General features: G+C 45.9%; 14 protein-coding genes and 2 pseudogenes. 5 read left to right on the top strand and 11 right to left on the bottom strand.

All coding sequences use genetic code 11. The features are described 5' to 3' along the window. Complete coding sequence (locus tag BF9343_RS08020; RefSeq protein ID WP_004327330.1) at positions 1-387, top strand: type II toxin-antitoxin system RnlB family antitoxin; 387 nt, start codon at positions 1-3, stop codon at positions 385-387. Positions 388-635: 248 nt separating this feature from the next. Here BF9343_RS08020 and BF9343_RS08015 read toward each other — a convergent pair whose 3' ends face one another. The 8 genes from BF9343_RS08015 to BF9343_RS07975 form a co-directional block, all read right to left on the bottom strand. Continuing rightward, the gene (locus BF9343_RS08015) at positions 636-1,127 is read right to left on the bottom strand and encodes a dihydrofolate reductase family protein (protein ID WP_004327329.1); all 492 of its coding nucleotides are present in this window, start codon (positions 1,125-1,127) and stop codon (positions 636-638) included. Between the two features lie 409 nt (positions 1,128-1,536). Continuing rightward, positions 1,537-1,896, bottom strand: a complete 360-nt coding sequence (locus BF9343_RS08005; protein ID WP_004327328.1) for a helix-turn-helix domain-containing protein — start codon at positions 1,894-1,896, stop codon at positions 1,537-1,539. Then, entirely contained in the window at positions 1,871-3,970 is a 2,100-nt protein-coding gene (locus tag BF9343_RS08000) for a bifunctional DNA primase/helicase (protein ID WP_010992641.1), read from the bottom strand. The genes BF9343_RS08005 and BF9343_RS08000 overlap by 26 nt, the downstream gene beginning before the upstream one ends. Then, on the bottom strand, positions 3,933-4,361 hold the full coding sequence (locus tag BF9343_RS07995) for a helix-turn-helix domain-containing protein (RefSeq protein ID WP_041926196.1): 429 nt from the start codon (positions 4,359-4,361) through the stop codon (positions 3,933-3,935). The genes BF9343_RS08000 and BF9343_RS07995 overlap by 38 nt, the downstream gene beginning before the upstream one ends. Before the next feature lie 239 nt (positions 4,362-4,600). Continuing rightward, positions 4,601-5,437: an RteC domain-containing protein gene (locus BF9343_RS07990; protein ID WP_004327325.1), complete on the bottom strand. Its 837-nt coding sequence runs from the start codon at positions 5,435-5,437 to the stop codon at positions 4,601-4,603. Positions 5,438-5,584: 147 nt separating this feature from the next. Beyond that, positions 5,585-6,430, bottom strand: a complete 846-nt coding sequence (locus BF9343_RS07985; RefSeq protein WP_010992639.1) for a helix-turn-helix domain-containing protein — start codon at positions 6,428-6,430, stop codon at positions 5,585-5,587. 222 nt (positions 6,431-6,652) lie between these two features. Next, a complete protein-coding gene (locus tag BF9343_RS07980; protein ID WP_004327323.1) occupies positions 6,653-7,171 on the bottom strand; it encodes a hypothetical protein in 519 nt (172 codons plus the stop codon). A gap of 30 nt (positions 7,172-7,201) precedes the next feature. Beyond that, a complete protein-coding gene (locus BF9343_RS07975) occupies positions 7,202-7,477 on the bottom strand; it encodes an immunity 17 family protein (protein ID WP_010992638.1) in 276 nt (91 codons plus the stop codon). A 286-nt stretch (positions 7,478-7,763) separates the two neighbouring features. Between BF9343_RS07975 and BF9343_RS07970 the strand changes: the two genes are divergently transcribed. Together BF9343_RS07970 and BF9343_RS23620 are read left to right on the top strand one after the other, a co-directional pair. Next, a complete protein-coding gene (locus BF9343_RS07970) occupies positions 7,764-8,390 on the top strand; it encodes a WG repeat-containing protein (RefSeq protein WP_224223171.1) in 627 nt (208 codons plus the stop codon). Positions 8,391-8,923: 533 nt separating this feature from the next. Continuing rightward, positions 8,924-9,172: pseudogene (locus BF9343_RS23620) on the top strand (alpha-L-fucosidase C-terminal domain-containing protein); the annotation flags it as partial. 105 nt (positions 9,173-9,277) lie between these two features. Here BF9343_RS23620 and BF9343_RS23915 read toward each other — a convergent pair. Beyond that, positions 9,278-9,373 (bottom strand): annotated as a pseudogene (locus BF9343_RS23915) (adenylate kinase); the annotation flags it as partial. 705 nt (positions 9,374-10,078) lie between these two features. On the opposite strand from BF9343_RS23915, the gene BF9343_RS07960 reads away from it, so the two are divergent. Together BF9343_RS07960 and BF9343_RS07955 are read left to right on the top strand one after the other, a co-directional pair. Continuing rightward, positions 10,079-13,402 carry a SusC/RagA family TonB-linked outer membrane protein gene (locus BF9343_RS07960; RefSeq protein WP_005804576.1) on the top strand — a complete coding sequence of 1,108 codons (3,324 nt, stop codon included), beginning with the start codon at positions 10,079-10,081 and terminating at the stop codon, positions 13,400-13,402. Positions 13,403-13,419: 17 nt separating this feature from the next. Further along, positions 13,420-14,982, top strand: a complete 1,563-nt coding sequence (locus BF9343_RS07955) for a RagB/SusD family nutrient uptake outer membrane protein (protein WP_010992635.1) — start codon at positions 13,420-13,422, stop codon at positions 14,980-14,982. 113 nt (positions 14,983-15,095) lie between these two features. Here BF9343_RS07955 and nanU read toward each other — a convergent pair whose 3' ends face one another. After that, on the bottom strand, positions 15,096-16,667 hold the full coding sequence (gene nanU / locus BF9343_RS07950) for a SusD family outer membrane lipoprotein NanU (RefSeq protein WP_005786643.1): 1,572 nt from the start codon (positions 16,665-16,667) through the stop codon (positions 15,096-15,098). Positions 16,668-16,694: 27 nt separating this feature from the next. Beyond that, the gene (locus tag BF9343_RS07945; RefSeq protein ID WP_010992633.1) at positions 16,695-19,964 is read right to left on the bottom strand and encodes a SusC/RagA family TonB-linked outer membrane protein; all 3,270 of its coding nucleotides are present in this window, start codon (positions 19,962-19,964) and stop codon (positions 16,695-16,697) included. Between the last annotated feature and the right edge of the window lie 45 nt (positions 19,965-20,009).

Below are 20,009 nucleotides of genomic sequence, written 5' to 3'. Positions count from 1 at the left end.
ATGAAGACAAAAGATTATCAAATAATCTCTTTAGGAGAACGAAGTTTTTTAGTAGTAGTTCTGTCATTGGAAATGACGGATTACTATTGGACTGCTCTCCAATCAGAATTGGCAAAATATAATGTTGCCGATGCTGAAGTTTATTTTGATTTTCTATACCGTAACGGATTAAAAAATAGATTTTTCAAAACTAAGCTCATGGGAGTTAGTCTATTGAATAATTCTTTGAGAAAATGTAAAGCTACACAAGAGTGTATTAGTGCTTCTGATAAATTCTTTACTTTGCATAAGGATGTGATTGAACATAGCGTATTATCGTCTATTCAAAAAACATTCTTTAGAAAGAAATTAGACAGAACTAATATTCTTCCGACAAATGTACTTTAACATTATAAAGGAATTAATATATTAGAACAAAAGGTGCATCATTGATGCACCTTTTGTTTATACTTCAAATTTAGGCATCAGTAAGACCTAAATTCAACATATCTTTGTCATTCCAACTATTTCCGTTATCTTTGCACCAGTAGAACCTGCCAAGCCTCTTGATAATGCTCAAATCGGCGGGTCGTTTTTTTATAACCCGTCATCCTTTCCTGAATGACCCAAGCCACTTTTCAGTGGCTTTTTGCATTTCATGGGCATACCCTTCCGTACACCGTCCGGATTTTCCCGTCCTCCAATACCTTGCTCGACCGCACGACCCACGTCCTGCCATCATTCAGCCCGCACTCCAGTGCCTTCTCGCCGCCGCCGACCAGTACCGGCACGGTTATCACCACGATTTCGTCCGCCAGCCCGTTATCCAAGAGCAAAGCCCCGGTTTCCGCTCCGTAAGCCGTTACCGTACCTTCGCCGTCCGCTTTTATTCCCCGCAGTTCCGCTGCCGCATCCCCTGTAACAAACCGCACCCGTTCCTTCTCCGTCAGGTCAATACAGCCGTCCGTCACGACCAAAGTCTCTTTTGCCGTGAGCGGCCAGCCCAGATGGTTCAGGTAAATGCGCAGGTAGGTTTCCTCGTCGATCAGCACGCAGCCGGAGGCGTCCACCGCCGCATCGAAATACTTGTCCGATCTGACCGGACAACCGTCAATGGATTGGTACACGTGCAAGGTAATCTGTTTCATATCAATGTATTTTTAAGGATTATGTCCGCCTCGCACCCAAAAGAACAGCGTGAACTCACGCTATTCCGAAGTAAAGGTACTGGTATTACCCGATAAGCAGAATAGGCAAGCCCACGCCGTATAAGCATACAGCATGAACATTGCGCCATTCGTCTTGCTTATCAAAAATTACCAGTTTTTTACTTCAAGACGTTCAGCGAACGTACAATATGTATATCAATCCCCGCCTGCTTCCAAGCCGGGCATGAATCTTCTATGTCACGACAGAGACCGTGCCCGAGAGCACCGCCTTCTGTCTTCGTATGGCAAAGATACGGAAACTTCCCGAATAACAAAACAATAGCCCCGCCTAATCTCACGATCCGGCAGGGCTTCATCCACTAAAAGCACCGTCAGAAAAATGTCATTCTCACGGGAACAGCCCCCTTTTCCTGCGCCTTTCCTCTTTCCGGGCTTCCTTCTCCTTGCGTTTCGCAGCCCGTTCCTCCACGTCGGCGAAACGGGTGCGGATGAACTCGTGCACGTCCTTCGTGCGGTAGAACACCTTGCCGCTGATGGTGAAGTACGGCAGCACCCCGATGGCACGGTAGCGTTGCAGCGTGCGGATGCCCACCTTCAGCAGCAGGCACAGGTCTTGGTTGTCCAGCACCTCCTCGCCGTCGAGCGTGTTGTTCTTCTTCAGCACCCTTTCCAGCAATTTCTCCGTCCGGTCGAAGCGTTCCATGATGCGCTCCATCCAGCCCTCAAACTCTTCCCTGTCCGTGTACATAGCAGTCGCCCTCCTTTTCGATGATTTCCTTTTCCCGCATATAGCGGATGTAGCCTTTCGCCGTCCGTTCCTTCACTTCCAGCATCTCCTGTATCAGCTCGCACAGTTCGATGTAGCCGTACTTCTCCTGCCGGGCGAACGCCTCCCGTGCCATCTCCGCCAGCTCCTTCTCCTTGCGCTTCTCTTTCTCCGCCCTCGGCTTCTCGCCCACATAGACGGGCATCCCGGCTTGCTTGTCCCATCTGAACTGCATCAGCGGAATATCCAGCGGGCTGCCGTCCCTGACCTTCAACGCCTTCACCACCGACACCTCCGGGTTCTCGTCCTTCTCGATGGAGAGGATGGCGGCGGACTTGCGTTGCAGCTCGCTGCCGAGGTGTCCCCGCAGCTTCAGTCCGTTCGGCACGAAATGCACCACGGCGGCGATGCACGTGCGGTAGATTCCCGCCAGCCGGTAGATCTCGTCAATCAGCGCCACGCTCTCCGCCTCGTCGTTGGCGCAGCGGATCAGGTCTGCCACCCCGTCGATGACGACCAGATGGATGCCCCCGTGCAGGTAGTGGTACCGGTCCATGCTCTGCACGATGGCGGTCAACCGCTCGCTTCTCGACATCCCTGTCAGGCAGTACACGTGCAGGTACTCCGGCATCCGCTCACGCCCGGCACGGCGCAGCAGCCGCCCCGTGTTCTTGTGGAGCTGTTGCTCGCTCTGTTCCGTGTCGTAGAGCAGCACCGCACGCCCCTTGCGGTTCGGTTCCACCCGCACCCCCAAGAGATCGGCGTCCGTCTCCCGTTCCATGATCGCCCCGGCGACCAGTGCGGCGGTGTAGTTGCTCTTGCCCGTCCCTTCGCCGCCCGTGATGCAGAGGATGTTCTCTTCCGAGCCTAACGGCACGTCCCCGGCGGTAACGATGGCGACCGCCTGTTCGGGCGGGTGGTCATAGTCGATCTCGCACGATTTCAACATCGCCAGCGTGTCCCCGTACAGCGTGTCGAGCAGTTTCAGGAACAGCCCCATCAGCTCCTCCCTCGTGTGCCCGGCTTTGAAGTAGTCCGTCACGTCCTTCTCCGCCTTCGTCCCCGGCAGCGGCAGCACCAGCCGTTTCACCCCGTACTCCGCCAGTTGCGCACGGTGCTTCTCCGAGCATTCCAGCCCCGTCTTGTCCGTGTCGTACAGCAGCACGATGTGCTTGAAGCGATAGACCAGCTTGCGCACGGTCTTCGCCGGGATGACCGAGGTCTCCGAGTTGAAGCAGATGGCGTGGAAGCCGTGCGCCGCCAGCGTCAGCACGTCCTTCTCGCCGCCCGTGAGGAAGAGCAGGTCGCCCTTCGAGGGCAGTTGCTCCAGCCCGAAGCAGTAGTTGTCGCCCGTGTGCCCGCCATAGACGAAGCGCACCTCTGACATCGGGCGATAGACCTTCACGCCCCATTTCCCCCTGTACCCGAACATCGGTTCCGCCGGGGTGGAGCTGAAGCCGAACGCCTTGCCCTCCCTCGTCTCGCCCCGGTACTCGGCGAGCGATACCGTCCCGTAGCGGCGCAGCACCTCCACGGTGATGCCCGATGCGCCCCAGTAGGCAAGCTCCGCATCCGTAAACGGCTTTTCCGTCGTCCGGTAGGGCTTCGGTTCGGGACGGTCAAAGGGCGCAGCCGCCTCTTCCGTGTCCGTTCCGGCTTCCCCGGCACCGCCGCCCCTTGCGCCCGGCACGAGCCGCAATCTCCGGCAGCCCCCGGTTCCTACTGTCCCGTCGGTCGGGATGTCCCCGTCCAGTCCGAGGCACAGCTCCCGGTCGATGGTGTGCAGCACCTCCACGAAGTCGGCGGCGTTCCGGCAGTCCAGCCCTTTCAGCTTCGCCACGAGGAAGAAACAGTCTCCCGAATAGTCCCCGTTGCCGAAGTCCTTCATCCGGTACGTACCGCTCCGGCGGTCGTAATACACGTTGCACGAAGCCTTGCTGTCGGCGTACAGCGGGTTCAGGAAGTTCCTGCCCACCCGCCACTTCACGGGCAGGTAGTGGCGGAACACGTCCAGCCCGTTACTGGTTCTTGCCAGCACTTCTTCCTTTCTTACCATAGCTGCCGTTTTTTCGGTTATGCAGGGGATGTTCCGCTATCATCCGGTCGATCTTGGCGGCGGGCGTCTCCACCATCCACCGCTCACGCAGGCTCTCGACAGCCTGCCGGGGATAGCGTATCTGCCGCCCGATCATCGAATAGGGAATGATATGCTTCTGGCGGTAGCGGTGCAGGGTGCGGTGGCTGATGTCCAGCGCCTCGCACACCTCCTTGTGCGTCATCCACTTCGGGTCGGCTTTCCGTCCCTTGGTCGCAGGGCTTTCCGCTTCCTCTTTCCGTTTGCGCTCCGTTTCCTCCCGGTTCCGGGATTCCTCCACGTAGGCGGTTATCTTCTCGATCTTCTCCACGAGCAGGCGGTAGGCGTTGCTCTCGATGGTCATTATTTCCATTGTCGTACTCATTTTTAGGTTTCTGCCGCAAATGTCGCCCGATTCGCCGGTTTTTCCTGCCACTATATTAGCACCTTGGCAAAGATTTTTTTTTCGGGGCGCATTTTCGCCCTTGCCACCGTTCCGGGCGGTAAAAAGGACCGAGACGGGGTAAAAAAGAGCGTCCGGAAGGCTCTTTCCAGCCCTTCGGACGCTCCCTTCCCGTGTCCTGCCGTCTCTGCCGCCCCGTTGCCAACTTGCTACCGGCTATCCATGTCCCGCATCTTTTTCAGCAGCCTCTCCTTCATCTCGTCCAAGAACGCCGTCGGGTTCTGTTGCCCCCGCAGCCTGCCGAAAGCGTGGTACACGTTGCCCAGATCCACGTGGAAATGCTTCTCGAACAGCGCAGCCAGCTCGCCGATCTCGGCGTTGCCCTCGTCCACGCTTCCCGTCACGTGTATGCCATAGACGAGCAGTATGGCGGCAACCTTCGTGTTCGTCCAGCGGTGTTCCTTCTCCGGCACGGCTTCCGTCTCCGTCCCCTGCGCCGCACGCTCCATCCGGCGGCTCAGGTGTACCAGCAGCATCTCCACCGAGATCAGCCGTGCCGCCAGTATGTCGTAGCCCGTGGAGAACTCCGCCTCCTCGTCCAGCACGAAGCTGCCGCTCTCGGGGCTTAGCTCGCCCTTCGCCCGCAGGAAATAGTAGCTGTCCCGGTACGTCGCCCCGCTGTGGTAATACTGGTAAAAGGGCAGGTAGCGTTCCATCATCCGCTCGGCACGCTCCATCGCCTTGCGGTAGTACGGTTCGGCGACACGCAGGCAGGCGGGGCAGCCGCTCTCTATCTGGTACACCCGGTAATAGTACAGCAGCCTGCCCGTCAGGGCGGGCTTGTAATACTTGAAGTAGAGGATCTCCTTCGCGTCCCCGGCGAACGGATGGGCGAGGGCGTACTCCTTCAGTTCCCGGTTCTTGCCTTTCAGGTACGAGACCATCTCACGGCAGACGCCTATCACCTCCTTGCCGTCCATGCCGGGGGCTGTGGTCGCCATGCGCTGATCCACCTCCTTCAGCAGCCCGTTAAAATATTCTTCCATATAAATCTTGTTTCATGTTGTTTATAAGGGCGCAAAGTTAGCGGACGGCAGGGAAACGGACGTTCTGAATCCTCACCGCCGGATTCGGATTGTCCGCCAATCGGCTCCGGACGGTCGGTTTTTCACGGCAGGGCTGGAAAAGGGAGGCTAAACGGTACGGGCGCACCGGGCGATTTCACGGATTTCGGCAGGAGTAGCCTTCAGGTGCTTCTTGCAGAAGTCCCACAGGTAGCTCGGAGTGGCGAAGCCGCACACGTCGGCGATCTCTTGAAGGGGCATGTCCGTGTCCGCCAGCAGGGAGGTCACGTGCGCTTTCCGCTGTTCCGTCAGCCAGCGGTGCGGAGTGGTGTTCAGCTCCTCCTTGAAACGCCGTCCCAGCGTATTGACCGACATGGCGCATTCCCGTGCCAGTTCCTCCACGTTCTTCACCTTGGGCAGAGCCAGTGCGATTTCTTCCCGGAACGAGCAGCCCCGCAGGTGCGGCAGGTACTTTTCCACCTCCTGCAAGTCCGCCCCGCTGAACATCGGCGGTATGCCCTTGCGGTACTCGGACGCCCGTTCACGGCGGAAGCGGAACAGCAGTCCCGCCAGACGGTTGCAGAGCACGTTCAGGTGCGGGTATTCGTCGTAGGCGTTGATGCTTGCCTGCATCCGGCAGAGGAACAGGAATCCTCCGCAGTCCCTTTCCCGGAAATACGCCTCCGCCGTTTCCAGCAGGAAGTCTGACGAGCTTCCGTGGCGGTGATAGGCGACCAGTATCAGCAGCCCGGCTTCCTCCTTCACCCGGTACGAAAGTACGGGGCGGTGTTCCCGCAGCAGCTCCACCAGCCGCACCATCCGTCCATTCTCCTGTGCGAGCCGTTCCGCCGCAATCCATGTCACCGGACGCTCCGCATCCGTTTGCGGCAATACCTTGCGTACCTTTTCCATCCATTCCCGCCATCCCTCCCGGACGGCTTCATTCATTAGAATTAGTGTAAGATTCTGTTTCATTTTGTTTCAACACGATATTAAATAATACAAATCTTACACGAAATTACAAATTGTTTGCAATAGATGTCCTGCCGACACCCCGTATCGGTCACGATATTTCCTTGAATTACAGATTCGGATTTTGCTCCATAGGTTCGGATATTCAGTCGTGAAAAACAGAAAGGCTGTGCCGGTTCCACCCGCAGAACGGCATGACAGTAAGCAGGGGGAGCCGGAAGAAAGTCATTCGCCGGTTGGTGAGTGCGTCTTTTCCACGGGATATTTACCGTCCCGTATCTCCTGCAACCTTTCGATCAGCGGTTGCTCCTTGGAATGGTTCTTTTGTTCGGCTATAATGAAGAACGATGCAAAACTGCCGATAACATACAGCCAGAACAGGCATTGACCGAGCAATTTCCGGTATTCGCCCATTGTCTCGTACTTCGCCTGCATCGCTTTCAGCTTCGCAGGACGGTAATACAGCTTTCCGGCAATCCAGATAAAAGGGGCGAGCGTCGCTGCGGCGAACAGGTAGGCAACCGGGTTGAACCTGCTCCATTCCACCTTGTCCGTCAGGGAAGAGAACCAGCCCGTCAGCATATCCCATCCCCATGCCTCGAACAAAAGATGGAGAGCCATCAGGTTAAGAAACCACAGGATTGCCATCGTCCACGTGGCATTGGAGATAACCGCCTTGTCTTTCCTTGCACGTTTGTTCTTGCTCCAGAAGTAATACATCCAGTATGCCGGTTCCTTGAACATAGCTTCCTCCTTTCCTTGTTTTCCGCTTGCTTATCCCGTTACGGAGAACAGCAACAGGGCGCATCCCGTTGCGGCGGCAACGATCAGCCCCAGCCAGAAACGGTAACTCCTTTCACCCAGCGTACCCAGCCAGAAATTCCCTTCCCAACTTCCCGGACGGGAGTACGTCCACCGCCATCCGCAGACAATCCCCACAAGCCACAGCAGCAGGATTCCCGCCACGATCAGGTAGCCGTACCTCGGATGCGCCTGCAACCACTCCGGCAGACCCTCCATAAACTCGCTTATCTTATCGAACCATTCCATAGCAATAACAGAAAAAGCCTAATTCATACCTTACGGACGAACCGTTATACATCAAAGCAAAAATAGTGAAAAGTCCAATCACTCAAAAAGTTTCACCGCAAAAATCTTTTCCGTTTGGAAGAAATACGTTTTATTTGCACCTATATAGCCGCAACGTATGAAGAAAGCCTCCCCACATAAAAGAACCAGTCGGCCGAAGCTCCCCGGATTCTTCGACCACCTCTTTTATTGGACGTGGCGCAGTTGTCGGCACGGCTTCCCGGATCGTAGTTTTGCGGTCATCAGTGTGGTCCAGTTTGCCTGCCTCCTGTTTCCTGTCGCCATCGCTTTACAGTTCTTGGGCACTCCGGCTGTCCGCTTCCTTTACGAAACAGACGACCGCCTTACGCTTTTCCCGCTGATACTGCCGTTCCCCGTATTGCTCTGGAGGAATATGCGCATCTATACCGAGGAGCGTTACCGCATGATGCACGACTATTACGGGGCGTTCCATGTATCGGTGCGGCAACGCTATCGCCTCCGTTTCCTTGTCTGCACGGTGCTTGCAGTCCTTGCCATCCTGCTTGAAATACGGCTGTTCACCCTTTATCATGACCGCTGCACGGCCATATCCTCCGGCAACAGCCATCCCGCAAGCCTCTATGTCCCATACCGGTATGACAACGGCAACGACCCCGTGCAGGAAGGCGTTTACCGCATCGTCGATGAAAAAGGGCGTATCGGATATGCGGACGAGCATGGCAATACCCTCATAGAGCCACGCTTCGCTTTTGGCTTTCCTTTCGAGAACGGGAAGGCGAAAGTAACCGACACGGGAGAACAGAAAGAAGTTCCCAGTTCGGATGGGGAATACCACTATTGGGAAAGCGATGATTGGTATTACATCAACCGCAAAGGGCAAAGGATTGAATAAAAGCCCCAAGACTGCCCTAAGCCCGACATTCCAGCCACCCCACCTGCCAAGCCCTTGCAGGGCAAACACGAAGCCGCCAAGCCCTATCGGAACATCCCGTTCATCCCACCTTTCCCCCGAAACAAACACCAAAACTCAAAACCAACTCATTTACAGCAACTTAAAAGAATGTCGGTGCAAGCCGCAAAACAGCCCTGTGTGGCTGGTGCAAGGTGCAGCTATATATATAAATATAGCTGCACCTTGCACCACAGAAATACACACTGAAAATCAACACCTTACACTTTTGGTAAAACCACGGGTGCAACCTCGTTTTTTGCACCACCTCCTGATTTTATGCTTTTCCTGTAATCCGGTAATCCCGAAAAATAAAAAATCCCCGAAACATTTCCCTTTTTCGGTCAAAATCCCTATATTTGCATCAGTTCCAAGAGCAGAGCGAAGCAATGCAGCGAAACCCGCACAGCTACCAAATCGCTACCGGCTACCGAACTTTCTACTCTTTAAGTCTTATCTACCAACCGATTACAAAAAAACGATTGTTTTTGATAAAAAAAGGGAATAATGTATATGCTATCCTGCCACGATACCCCAAAAATAAAATTGTGTTGAAAGACATACAGACAACAGGTAGGACTAAAATAACCCTATTAGGATCGGACAAAAAAGTGCAATGGAAACAAAAAGGTAATGATATTGAAGTAATCATGCCTCTTCTATATGTTGATGAACTACCTTGCGATTATGCTTGGGTACTTAAACTGGAAAAGATTTCAGAGTAAGTTCTTTTATGTTCTTTCATACACTGTCTGGATATATCGGGGTATGAAAGGTATGAGTATTGATTTTTACAGGCTGTATATATAGGATATATACGGCCTGTTTTGATTTATCGATAAGTAGGGATATTTATATTTCTCCAATAGCTTTTGTGCTAATATGGTTTTCCTCGCATGTGTATCTCCTGCAATAAGAATAGTCATAAAACTTTAAATTGGTAAAAATATACAATATCTTGTATCTGCGTAATCCATACTCTCCGAATATGTCTTGTTCACACAAATTTATAAAGATTTCAAATATACAAAAGTGTTGTTTGGTATATGTTTTAAAATAGCGTTTTTTTATTGAGTTTCAAGAATCTTTGAGATATTTTGGAATAATACCCGGTTGAGGTAGATCTTCATGTTGCTGGTACTTGTTTTAATTATTGGGTCAATAATTACGATTTGAAATTAGTAAGCTTACATACTAACTATGACTAATCGTATAATTCTACTTTCGATATTACTTTATAGCTTTATATCTGAAGATTGTATAATAATGTTAAATGCATTATTGTGATTATTGCTATACTTGCTTCTTTCTTTGTCTTTCTTTTTCGCACTCGATCAAGAAAAGCATTTTTATTATTTCATGGAATGGATTTATACCTTTTTCCTTTTTCATGGAGTATTTCTTTATTATTTTATACTGTTATGATACCATCGCTTTTTAGCTGAAATAAGTATTGAAATCTTCATTTGTTTTTGGTTTTTACAGATTCAATGTATTGATTATAAATGTGTTATGCGATAATTCTATTACGTGTTTTCTCTTCATTTTCGCCTACCGTTCCGATAGAACTTAGTTTAAATAACCAAAAACACATATAAACATCTTTATTATTAACTCAAAAAGCAATACTTATGAAGAAAACCATCTTCTTGATTTTGTGCATTTTATGTTCTCTTGGAGCCATGGCACAAAAGAAATCAATCACAGGTGTGGTTACGGATGCTAGCGGTGAATCAGTCATCGGAGCAAGTGTTGTCGAAGTCGGTACCACCAATGGTGTGATTACTGACATTGACGGTAAGTTTACATTAATGGTCGATCCTAACGGAAAGATCAAAGTTTCTTTTGTTGGGTATCAACCTCAGACAATCGATGTGAAAGGTAAAGGTTCTTTCAATATTCAGCTGAAAGAAGACTCTGAAATGTTGGAGGAAGTTGTTGTAACAGGTTACGGTGGCAAACAGCTGCGTACGAAAGTGACAAACTCTATCGCTAAAGTAAAAGAAGAGACCTTGAAACAAGGTATGTTTACTAATCCGGCTCAAGCTCTTTCGGGTGCTGTAGCGGGTTTGTCAGTAAGCCAAACTTCCGGTAATCCGGGTAGTGCTCCAACCTTAGTACTTCGTGGTGGTACAAACTTTGATGGTTCTGGTTCTCCACTTATTTTAATTGATGGTCAGGTACGTTCTTCTTTAAGCGATATTAATCCTGATGACATTGAATCTATGGAAGTTTTGAAAGATGCCGGTGCAACAGCTATCTACGGTGCACGTGCAAATGACGGTGTAGTACTTGTAACAACCAAACGTGGTAAATCTGGCAGAGCAGAGGTAAATCTGAAAGCTAAGTTTGGTTTAAACTATTTCAAAGATTCCTATAACTTTATGAATGCCGGCGATTATCTTTATTGGATGCGTACAGGTTATATGAATGCTTACGTTGGAGATATGAAACATCCGGACGGTGCCGGCATAAAAGGATGGTCTTCTTTAAGTGGACTAACGACTGCAACTCCTTACGGAACAGGTAACCTGTATTTTGACAAAGATGGTGTAACGCCATTAGACGGAAATAAGACAAGCTCCGCTATATGGAGTCCGATGCTATATTCGGATAATTTATCATTCCTGCTTGATCAGGGATGGCAAACCATGATAGATCCGATATATGGTGATAAAATTATCTATAAAAACACCAATATTGCCGACTTCAATATCAATACCCCATCATTCTCTCAAGATTATAACTTGAGTGTCAGTGGTGGTAATGATAAAGGTAACTATTATGCAGGTTTAGGTTACAATAAAAGTGAAGGTACGGCAGTGGGAAACTGGTACCAACGAATCACCTTTACTTTTAACGCAGATTATAAACTTAAAGAATGGTTGACTTCTAATTCAAGTTTCAATTTTGCGGATGCGACTTGGAATGGACTTCCTGCATCACAAACAGCTGAAGCAAACTATTTCTCACGCTGTCTTTCATTACCTCCTACGTTCCGAGGCTACAATGCAGATGGTGATATGTTGTTAGGCCCGAACTCCGGTGATGGTAATCAGCAATACAATTTCAAGCAGTTTGTCCGTGATAATAATACGGATAAGTTTACAATGAATCAGTCTTTCACAATCGATTTCATGAAAGGTCTATCATTGAAATTAGGGGCTATTTGGTATTATTCTGAAGAAAAAACAGAAGCTTTCAATAAAGATTATTTGAGTTCTCCCGGTAATTTGATTACATCTCATTCTACTTCTGCTTCATACGCACGCACTCTTGACCAAACATATAATGCAGTGTTGAACTATAATTATCAGATCAACAAAGATAACTTCTTGGATGCAATGGTTGGTTTTGAGTACTATGATTCATACAGTAAAGGATTTAGCGCTTCTGGTTCCGGGGCTCCCACTGATGACTTTATGGATTTGGAATACACTTCCAAAGAGGAAGGTAAGCGTTCCATAGACTCTTCACATTCTCGTCAACGCATTATGTCATTCTTTGGACGCGTTAATTATGACTACCAATCCAAGTACCTACTTTCTTTGGTTTTGAGACGTGACGGATATTCAAAACTGGCCGAAGAGAACCGCTGGGGAGTGTTCCCGGGGGTATCAGCCGGTTGGGTATTCAGTAAAGAAGAATTTATGAAGAATACAGCATCTATTCTTTCATTTGGTAAATTACGCGCCAGCTTTGGTTTAAATGGTAATGTAAACAAGAACTTTGTTGGTAACTATACAGTGCAAGGTGCTTATGGAAGTAATCGTTATAATGGTTCAACCGGTTTCTTATTGAGTAACATTCCTAATCCCTATTTGATGTGGGAAAAATCGAGAACTTTTGAAGTAGGTTTGGATATGGGCTTCTTAGAAAATCGAATCAATGCCAATTTAACTTATTACAATCGTCTGACCAGTGATAAATATGCTAATATCACAGTTCCTTCCACTTCAGGTGTAAGTTCGGTTACTTCAAACAATGGTGAGTTCCAGAATCAAGGTTTTGAGTTTGAATTAGGTTTCCGGATTATTGATGCTAAGGACTGGAAATGGAATTTAAACTGGAATGGTGCTTTGAACAAAAACAAGGTTGTTTCTTTGCCGGATAACGGACTTGAAAGAAATCGTCAGAGTGCTTATCAAGTTTATACAGGAAACGGAGATGAAAAGAAATGGGTCGGAGGATACCAGGAGGGCCAACGTCCGGGTGATCTCTACATGTTTGTTGCAGAAGGACTGTACAAATCTCAAGATGAAATACCCGCTAATCTGATTGATTTGACAACAGGTAACAATGGTTCTAGCGGCCGTCCTCTGTATGGTGGCGCTGAAGGTTACAATAAACTGACAGATTCTCAGAAGTCGAATGCTCTTCCCATTCAGCCGGGTGACGTAAAATGGAAAGATGTTAATAACGATGGAGTCATTGACAATTATGACATGGTAAAGGTTGGAAATACTGTTCCTAAATGGACCGGTGGTATCAATACAACTGTAAGTTGGAAGGACCTTACCTTGTCGGCACGTTTCGACTATGCTTTGGGATTCACTGCTGTAGACTGGAAAACGATGTGGATCATGTCATGTGCTCAAGGTACATACAATACTATTGAGGAGACCAAAAACACATGGACTCCGGAAAATCCGAATGCTAAATATCCGACTTATGTATGGGCCGATCAATTGGGTAAACGTAATTATTGCCGTAGTTCATCCATGTTTGCCTATAATGGAAACTATATAGCATTACGCGAATTATCACTGTCATATAAATTGCCTTCAATATTGGTTCAGAAAGCTAAGTTATCTAATGTAGAACTTTCAATAACAGGTCAGAATTTAGGTTATTTGACAGAAGCAAAGCACTTATTCTCACCCGAAAAAGCTGATAATAATGGAGGATATCCATTGCCTCGCACAGTGATTTTTGGTATTAATGTTTCTTTCTAAATATAAAAATATAAATTATGAAAAAAATAATATATATCATTTCCTTATTTGTATCATCTGTTCTTTATACGTCATGTGATGCGTTGGACCTTGCTCCCGAAGATTATTTCGGAAGTGGTAATTACTGGAATAATGAAGCCCAGGTAGAAGGATTCATGTACGGAATGCATTCTCAATTGAGAGGAAACTATGACATGTTTTATTGCTTGGGAGAACTGCGTGGTGGTACACAACGCGTTGGCAGCTCTTCTCAAAATACGAGTTTGGACTACGCTATACTGCGTACCAATACCTTAAGTCAAGATAATCCGGGATTCACTAACTGGTTTGGACTATACAGTCCTATTATGCAAGTAAATCACTTTATTCAAAAAGTTGAAAATGAGTGTGCTTTCCTAAGTGAAGCAGATAGAAAAACCTACTTAGGACAGGCATACGGTTTAAGGGCACTTTATTATTTTATGCTTTATAAAACTTATGGTGGTGTACCTATAGTCACAACTGTGGAGTTGTTGGATGGTAAAGTTACCGCAGACAAATTCTACGTTGAACGTGCTACCCCGGAAGCTACTTTATCTTTCATAAAAGAAGATATCGGAAAATCAGAAAGTTATTTTGGCACAACGGAAATAAATAACAAGCATGATAAAACAATGTGGTCCAAAGCTGCAACCTTAATGTTAAAAGCCGAAATCTATATGTGGGCTGCAAAAGTTTCCATTAATGGTTATACTGCTTCCGGAAAATCTGATTTGGAGATCGCCAAAAACGCCTTAAATGGGATAATTGGTAAATTCCAGCTATTGAATAAGTTTAGTGATGTGTTCAGTACTTCCAATAGAAACAATGCTGAGGTTATTTTCACTTTACATTTTGCAGATGGTGAGGCAACCAATTGGGGAGGTATGTTTCTTTATCAGGATGCGGTGTTCATTGGACAGGTTTACGGTCGCGATGACAAGAAAATCGAAACAGATACATTAAATCTGAAAGGTACAGGCGGCGTTTTCCGCCATGAATACACAGAAGATTTCTGGAAAAGTTACGATGAAAAAGATACTCGCCGTGATGCGACATTCTTAGAGTATTATACTAAAAAGAACAAGGAAGGTTTTGGCTGCGTCATGCAGAAAGCTATCGGTTCTATCAATTCAAATAATAACCGTATTTACGATACCGATTTCATTGTCTATCGTTATGCTGATGCTCTGTTAATGATGGCTGAAGTCGAAAATGGTCTTGGAAATCCATGTGCCGGCTATATCAACGAAGTACGTAAACGTGCATATGGCTCCGATTATGAAGCTAATAAATATACTGAAGGAAATTATGCGGAAAACGAATTAGCCATTCTCCATGAACGCGATAAAGAGTTTGTTTGGGAAGGTAAACGTTGGTTTGATGTGGTTCGTATGCATGATGCCAACGGTAAGTCTCTGGCATTTTCTGCTACGGCTAATTATCCGGCAGACAAATCGATTTTGGATCCGAGTGAAGAATACAAGCTGTTATGGCCTATTGATGTAAATGTCATGAGTGTCAACCCCTTGCTGAAACAGACCCCCGGATATGAAAAATAAAACTTAGTCAATAGGTTTTAAATACGATTATTTATTACATGTAGAAGCTGCCCCAATACTCTTGGAGGCAGCTTCTTTTTTCAGTCATATCTGAAAGTTGATATGCTTGATAATCAATTCTGATATCCCGGAGTTTGTTTTAATGCCGGATTATCTGTCAATACACTTTCGTTGATCGGCCATAATAAGCGGGTAGCAACGGCTGAAGTACGTTTAGTCACATAGTCTGCACCGAGCAATCTTAAGTCATACCAACGTTTTCCCTCAAACATAAACTCACGCATACGTTCTTTCAAAATAGCTTCCAAAGGATCTTCGTCGCCGGACATATATTTATTATCTGTATAGAAGTCTCCTTTATCATTGGGATAAGCCAATGTAGCTTTGTTGGCTTCAAAGAATTCTTTTCCATAAGCACGTTCACGGACCTGATTAATTTCGGCAGTCGGATCCTCACCCAACAATGCTTTAGCCTCAGCAAGCAATAACAGGCAGTCGGCATATCGGTAGATTGGATAATCATTCAAGAAGCTACGTTGTGAAGCTCCATCAAGTAGAACTCCCTGGTATTTATTACAAAATGGAGCAATATATTTAACTGTACCATCCTGCTGTTTCTGGTAGACTGCCGTCATAGAAGCATCTTTACGGGTGTCTCCATCGCGGAATGCTTTATTGTACAAATCATATCTTATCTGTAGACGAATCAAACCGTTCAATTGTCCTTCGGGCAAATCTTTAAATGACACTCCCTCTTTATTGCAATAAGTAGAGGTCATATATGCTTGTTGGGGCACTAGGTTCTGTCTGAATCTATCGTCCCACATATTATACTCGTCTTTAGCGTTGCGTATTGAGAAAATGATTTCAGAGTTGTCTTTATTGTTATAAGCAAATACTTTTGAGAAATCATCTTGCAAACTAACATTTGCATTGCTGACGATTGATTGCAAAGCAGTTTTGGCTGTAGTATAGTCGGCTGTACCGCCACCCATTTGGCGACCACTCCATAAATAAACCTCACCTTTTAACATCTGTGTAGCAGCCATCGACCAGTAATATCTGCCATATTTGAAAGAATAATCGCTGCCAAATCCTTTTTCGGACGCTGTAATGTCTTCTTTGATTTGTTTCATCACCTCCTCCGCAGGAGAAGCTGCTTTCGATAGATTGCTTAAATCCAAAGAAGCCCCATTCGTATAGTCAAGATAGAGGATAACATCTCCCCAAGAGCGTAGCAAATGGAAATAAAGATAAGCACGCATTCCATAAGCTTCGCCTAAGTAATAGTTTTTACCAGCTTCGGAGAGTACTGTCGTTTCCTTTGTTTTGGCTATCATCAGATTGATCTGATTGATCACTTTGTACATTCCTGCGAAGTTGCTTATTCCTGTATTCTCTTTATTGATTGTATTGAAAGGCAGACGCTCCATACCTTGAGTTGCTTCTCCTCCGAAAGGAACATCTCCGTAAATATCTGCACGAGGCTCACCTAACAAGAAAAAGTTAAAGCTGCATTCTCTAAGCAATGCGTGCAACCCCACATTAAAAGTGCTGAACTGGGCCTCTGTCTTCCAGTAATTACTATCTGCAATAGAACTGGTAGGATCAATATCCAGCGCATCACATCTTGAAAACAGCAGGAGAGAAAGCCCTGCTAACATATATGTAAATATTTTCTTCATAATGCTATTTGTATTAGTCATATATAATTAGAATGTCACTGACAAACCGAATAAAACTGTTCTCGGAGTAGGATAACGGCCGTTATCTATTCCACGGCCATAAGTCGTATCTACAGCCGGTTCAGGTGAAACGCCTGTGTATCCGGTGATATAGAATAGATTCTGACCTGTTACATAAACTGAGGCATCTGTCATGCCTACTTTACTAATCCATGTTTTAGGCAGATTATAGTTCAATGTCAGTTCACGAAGGGCCAAATAGTCACCTTTTTCATAGAAACGTGAACTGTTATTGTCAATAGCCGTAAGACCATTATTTGAACGTGTTATATTCTTCTTACTTAACTGGTCGGCATAATAGAATGCAGGCAGATCAGTATCGGTATTTGTTTCACTCCATGTTTTTTTAACTTCTTTAATGATGTTGAACGAACCTTGATATTGCCCCAATGAACGTGCTGCAAGGTCATTATAAATCGTATGTCCTAAAGCATAATCGAAACGGGCATATAAGGAGAGGTTTTTATAACCCAATGTAGTAGAGAATCCACCGGTAACTTTTGGGAATATATTTCCTACTACTTGACGGTCGTATCCATTAATAACACCATCGCCATTAATGTCTTCCCAGCAAACATCACCCGGTTCGATAGGTTGCCATCCCTCTTTTCCGGCATATTGGGCTGCAAGTCCCGGACCATATAAGTTGGCTACCTCATCGATACGATTATTGGCATATTTTTTCACATCATCCCAATCTTTGAATATGTGGTTTTGTTTATAGGCAACTAGTTCTCCCAGTTTACCACCTTCCTGACGACCGGCGATCCATTTGGTTTCATCTGTTCCATCGGCTTTTTTACGTCCGGTTGCTACTTCATAACCACCAACACGATTATTGGGGTTACCATTGTAGGGCAATTTTACGATCTTGTTTGCAACAGAAGACAAGTTGGCTGTTACATCCCATGTTAACCCTTTCGGATTATTCAGAATATTAGCTCTGACTTCCATTTCAAAACCATAATTACGCAGAGTTCCCATATTGGTCATGATTTCCGTGAAACCGGTATATCCCGGAAGAGCTTGTTTGGTTAACAAATCCTTTGTAGTACGGTTATAATAGTCGAAGATAAAGCTCAAACGATTATTTAAGAATCCGATGTCAAGTCCTGCTTCAAATGACTGACTTTGTTCCCAACGTAATCCAGTGTTTACCAAACCTGAATTGTAGAATGCGGTTGAACCTCCGTATGTTTTTGCGCCTACTTGTGAATATGCACCATATACATCAAAATTTCCGATTCCATTCACATTTCCATTGACACCATAGCTCAAACGGGGTTTCAAGTTAGAAATAACTCCTGATATCTTAGAGTCTTTCCAGAATCTTTCTTCCATAATATTCCAACCGACAGACACACCCGGGAAGAATCCCCAACGATTATCTTTCAGTTTCGAAATACCGTCATAACGAGCAACAAACGAAATTAAATATCTCATATCGTAGTTATAGTTAATACGTCCGAATCCGGAAAGAATACGATATGCTGTTTTGGTTGTTGAAGTATAAGTTCTTGTAGAGCCTGCGTTTAAGGTAGGAATATCATCAGTCGGAGAATTTTGAGTTTTAGCTTCAAAATCGAACTGATCATAAGTGAAATATTCGGTTCCTAACATTGCTTCCAGATTATGCTTTTCTGCAAAAGTATCTGTGTATGTCAGTGTTCCGTTCAACTGAATTTGATTGTATTTCTGAACATAAGCCTCAGCCTGGCGTGTATTGTCAGGAGTTGCGGAAGATTGAGCTTGATAAGATTTATTAAACTTCTCTCTCTGCCAGTCATAACGATAAAGTGAAGCATTGCCATTTAACACTAATTTTTTAGGTAAAATGTCAAGGGCAAATCCAACACTGTAGGTTGATTTATTAGTGCTGTTCTCGCTCGTCAACTTATCTCTGTAATAATCGGGATTACCGTCTCCTGTACCGAAACCGGAGGCCGGAGTTCCATCTTCATTCCAAGGATTCCATGTCGGACGTTGAGAGCGTGTACGGTAGAAAAATTCATATTGACCGATCCAGAGTTCCGGTTGAGTTGACCAAGAGTAAGTCGCATTTGCCTTTACCGTCAAAAAAGGGAATACTTTATACGAACCGTTCAATGCTCCATTGAAACGTTCGTATCCGGTACCTCTAATCTGACCATCTTCTTTGTAATAGCCTAGGCTGGCAGAGAAGGTTCCTTTATCGTTACCGCCTGTAATGTTTACATAATGGTCTTGTGTCAAAGCGCTATTATTGAAAACAACATCATCCAACTCACCTGAGTAGTCTTTATATAGAATTGTTTTTCCATCATAAAATGGGTCTGCCATAGAAGCCCAACCTTCATTCTTTAAGTTAGCGTTTTCATCTGTCAAATAACGGATGTCAAATAGATTGTTACCAATACCATATCCCATTTGTGTATCTACATTGGTACGTCCGGTTCTTTTGTAACCTAAACGATTGTAGTAGATGTAGTCGTGCGCATCGCAAAAGTCATAACCTTTACGAGCGAAATTCACACCCATTTTGAATTTATAGTTAACAGATGCTTTACCTTCTTTACCACTTTTAGTCTCAACCAAAATAACACCGCCATTGGCACGCGCTCCATAAATAGCGGTTGAAGCAGCATCTTTAAGGACTTGAATCGACTCAATATCGGAAGGATTGATATCGCTCATGCTATTGCGGACAATACCATCAACTACGATAAGTGCTTTACTATTATCACCTGTAATAGTGGCACCACCACGTAATGTAATATCCGGTTCACTACCGGGTTGACCTGTTTTGTTAACAACACGGAGTCCTGTTACAGAGCCTTGCAAGGATTGTCCTGCGTTGCTGAAAGCCGCATTTTTAAGTACCGAGTTATCCAATTTAGAGATAGCAGTAGTCAAAGTAGCACGCTTTTGTGAACCTCCATATCCTGTTATCACTACTTCATCCAACACTTCTGTGTCTTCCTTCAGTACTATATTATAGGTATTTTCAGCACCAACAGTAATCGTCTGAGATTTATACCCAATATAGCTAACTGTAAATTTAGCACCAGTAGCTATCGTTAAAGAGAACTTGCCGTCAAAGTCAGTTATGGTACCATTAGTTGTACCAACTTCAACGACACTTGCACCAATGATTGACTCACCGGCACCATCTGTAATCACACCCGTGATAGATTTCTTTTGCGCCATGGCCCCAAGAGAACATAAAATGCACAAAATCAAGAAGATGGTTTTCTTCATAAGTATTGCTTTTTAGTTAATAATAAAGAAAATTATAATTGTTTT

It is taken from the genome of Bacteroides fragilis NCTC 9343 (assembly GCF_000025985.1).
Classification (GTDB): domain Bacteria; phylum Bacteroidota; class Bacteroidia; order Bacteroidales; family Bacteroidaceae; genus Bacteroides; species Bacteroides fragilis.
The sequence above is the reverse complement of the archived record's forward strand: the minus strand, read 5'-3'. Positions and strand labels throughout refer to the sequence as shown.

Excerpts from the sequence above, each read along its gene's own strand:
- BF9343_RS08020 (WP_004327330.1), top strand. The coding sequence starts at position 1 with ATGAAGACAAAAGATTATCAAATAATCTCTTTAGGAGAACGAAGTTTT.
- BF9343_RS08015 (WP_004327329.1), bottom strand. The coding sequence starts at position 1,127 with ATGAAACAGATTACCTTGCACGTGTACCAATCCATTGACGGTTGTCCG.
- BF9343_RS08005 (WP_004327328.1), bottom strand. The coding sequence starts at position 1,896 with ATGTACACGGACAGGGAAGAGTTTGAGGGCTGGATGGAGCGCATCATG.
- BF9343_RS08000 (WP_010992641.1), bottom strand. The coding sequence starts at position 3,970 with ATGGTAAGAAAGGAAGAAGTGCTGGCAAGAACCAGTAACGGGCTGGAC.
- BF9343_RS07995 (WP_041926196.1), bottom strand. The coding sequence starts at position 4,361 with ATGGAAATAATGACCATCGAGAGCAACGCCTACCGCCTGCTCGTGGAG.
- BF9343_RS07990 (WP_004327325.1), bottom strand. The coding sequence starts at position 5,437 with ATGGAAGAATATTTTAACGGGCTGCTGAAGGAGGTGGATCAGCGCATG.
- BF9343_RS07985 (WP_010992639.1), bottom strand. The coding sequence starts at position 6,430 with ATGAAACAGAATCTTACACTAATTCTAATGAATGAAGCCGTCCGGGAG.
- BF9343_RS07980 (WP_004327323.1), bottom strand. The coding sequence starts at position 7,171 with ATGTTCAAGGAACCGGCATACTGGATGTATTACTTCTGGAGCAAGAAC.
- BF9343_RS07975 (WP_010992638.1), bottom strand. The coding sequence starts at position 7,477 with ATGGAATGGTTCGATAAGATAAGCGAGTTTATGGAGGGTCTGCCGGAG.
- BF9343_RS07960 (WP_005804576.1), top strand. The coding sequence starts at position 10,079 with ATGAAGAAAACCATCTTCTTGATTTTGTGCATTTTATGTTCTCTTGGA.
- BF9343_RS07955 (WP_010992635.1), top strand. The coding sequence starts at position 13,420 with ATGAAAAAAATAATATATATCATTTCCTTATTTGTATCATCTGTTCTT.
- nanU (WP_005786643.1), bottom strand. The coding sequence starts at position 16,667 with ATGAAGAAAATATTTACATATATGTTAGCAGGGCTTTCTCTCCTGCTG.
- BF9343_RS07945 (WP_010992633.1), bottom strand. The coding sequence starts at position 19,964 with ATGAAGAAAACCATCTTCTTGATTTTGTGCATTTTATGTTCTCTTGGG.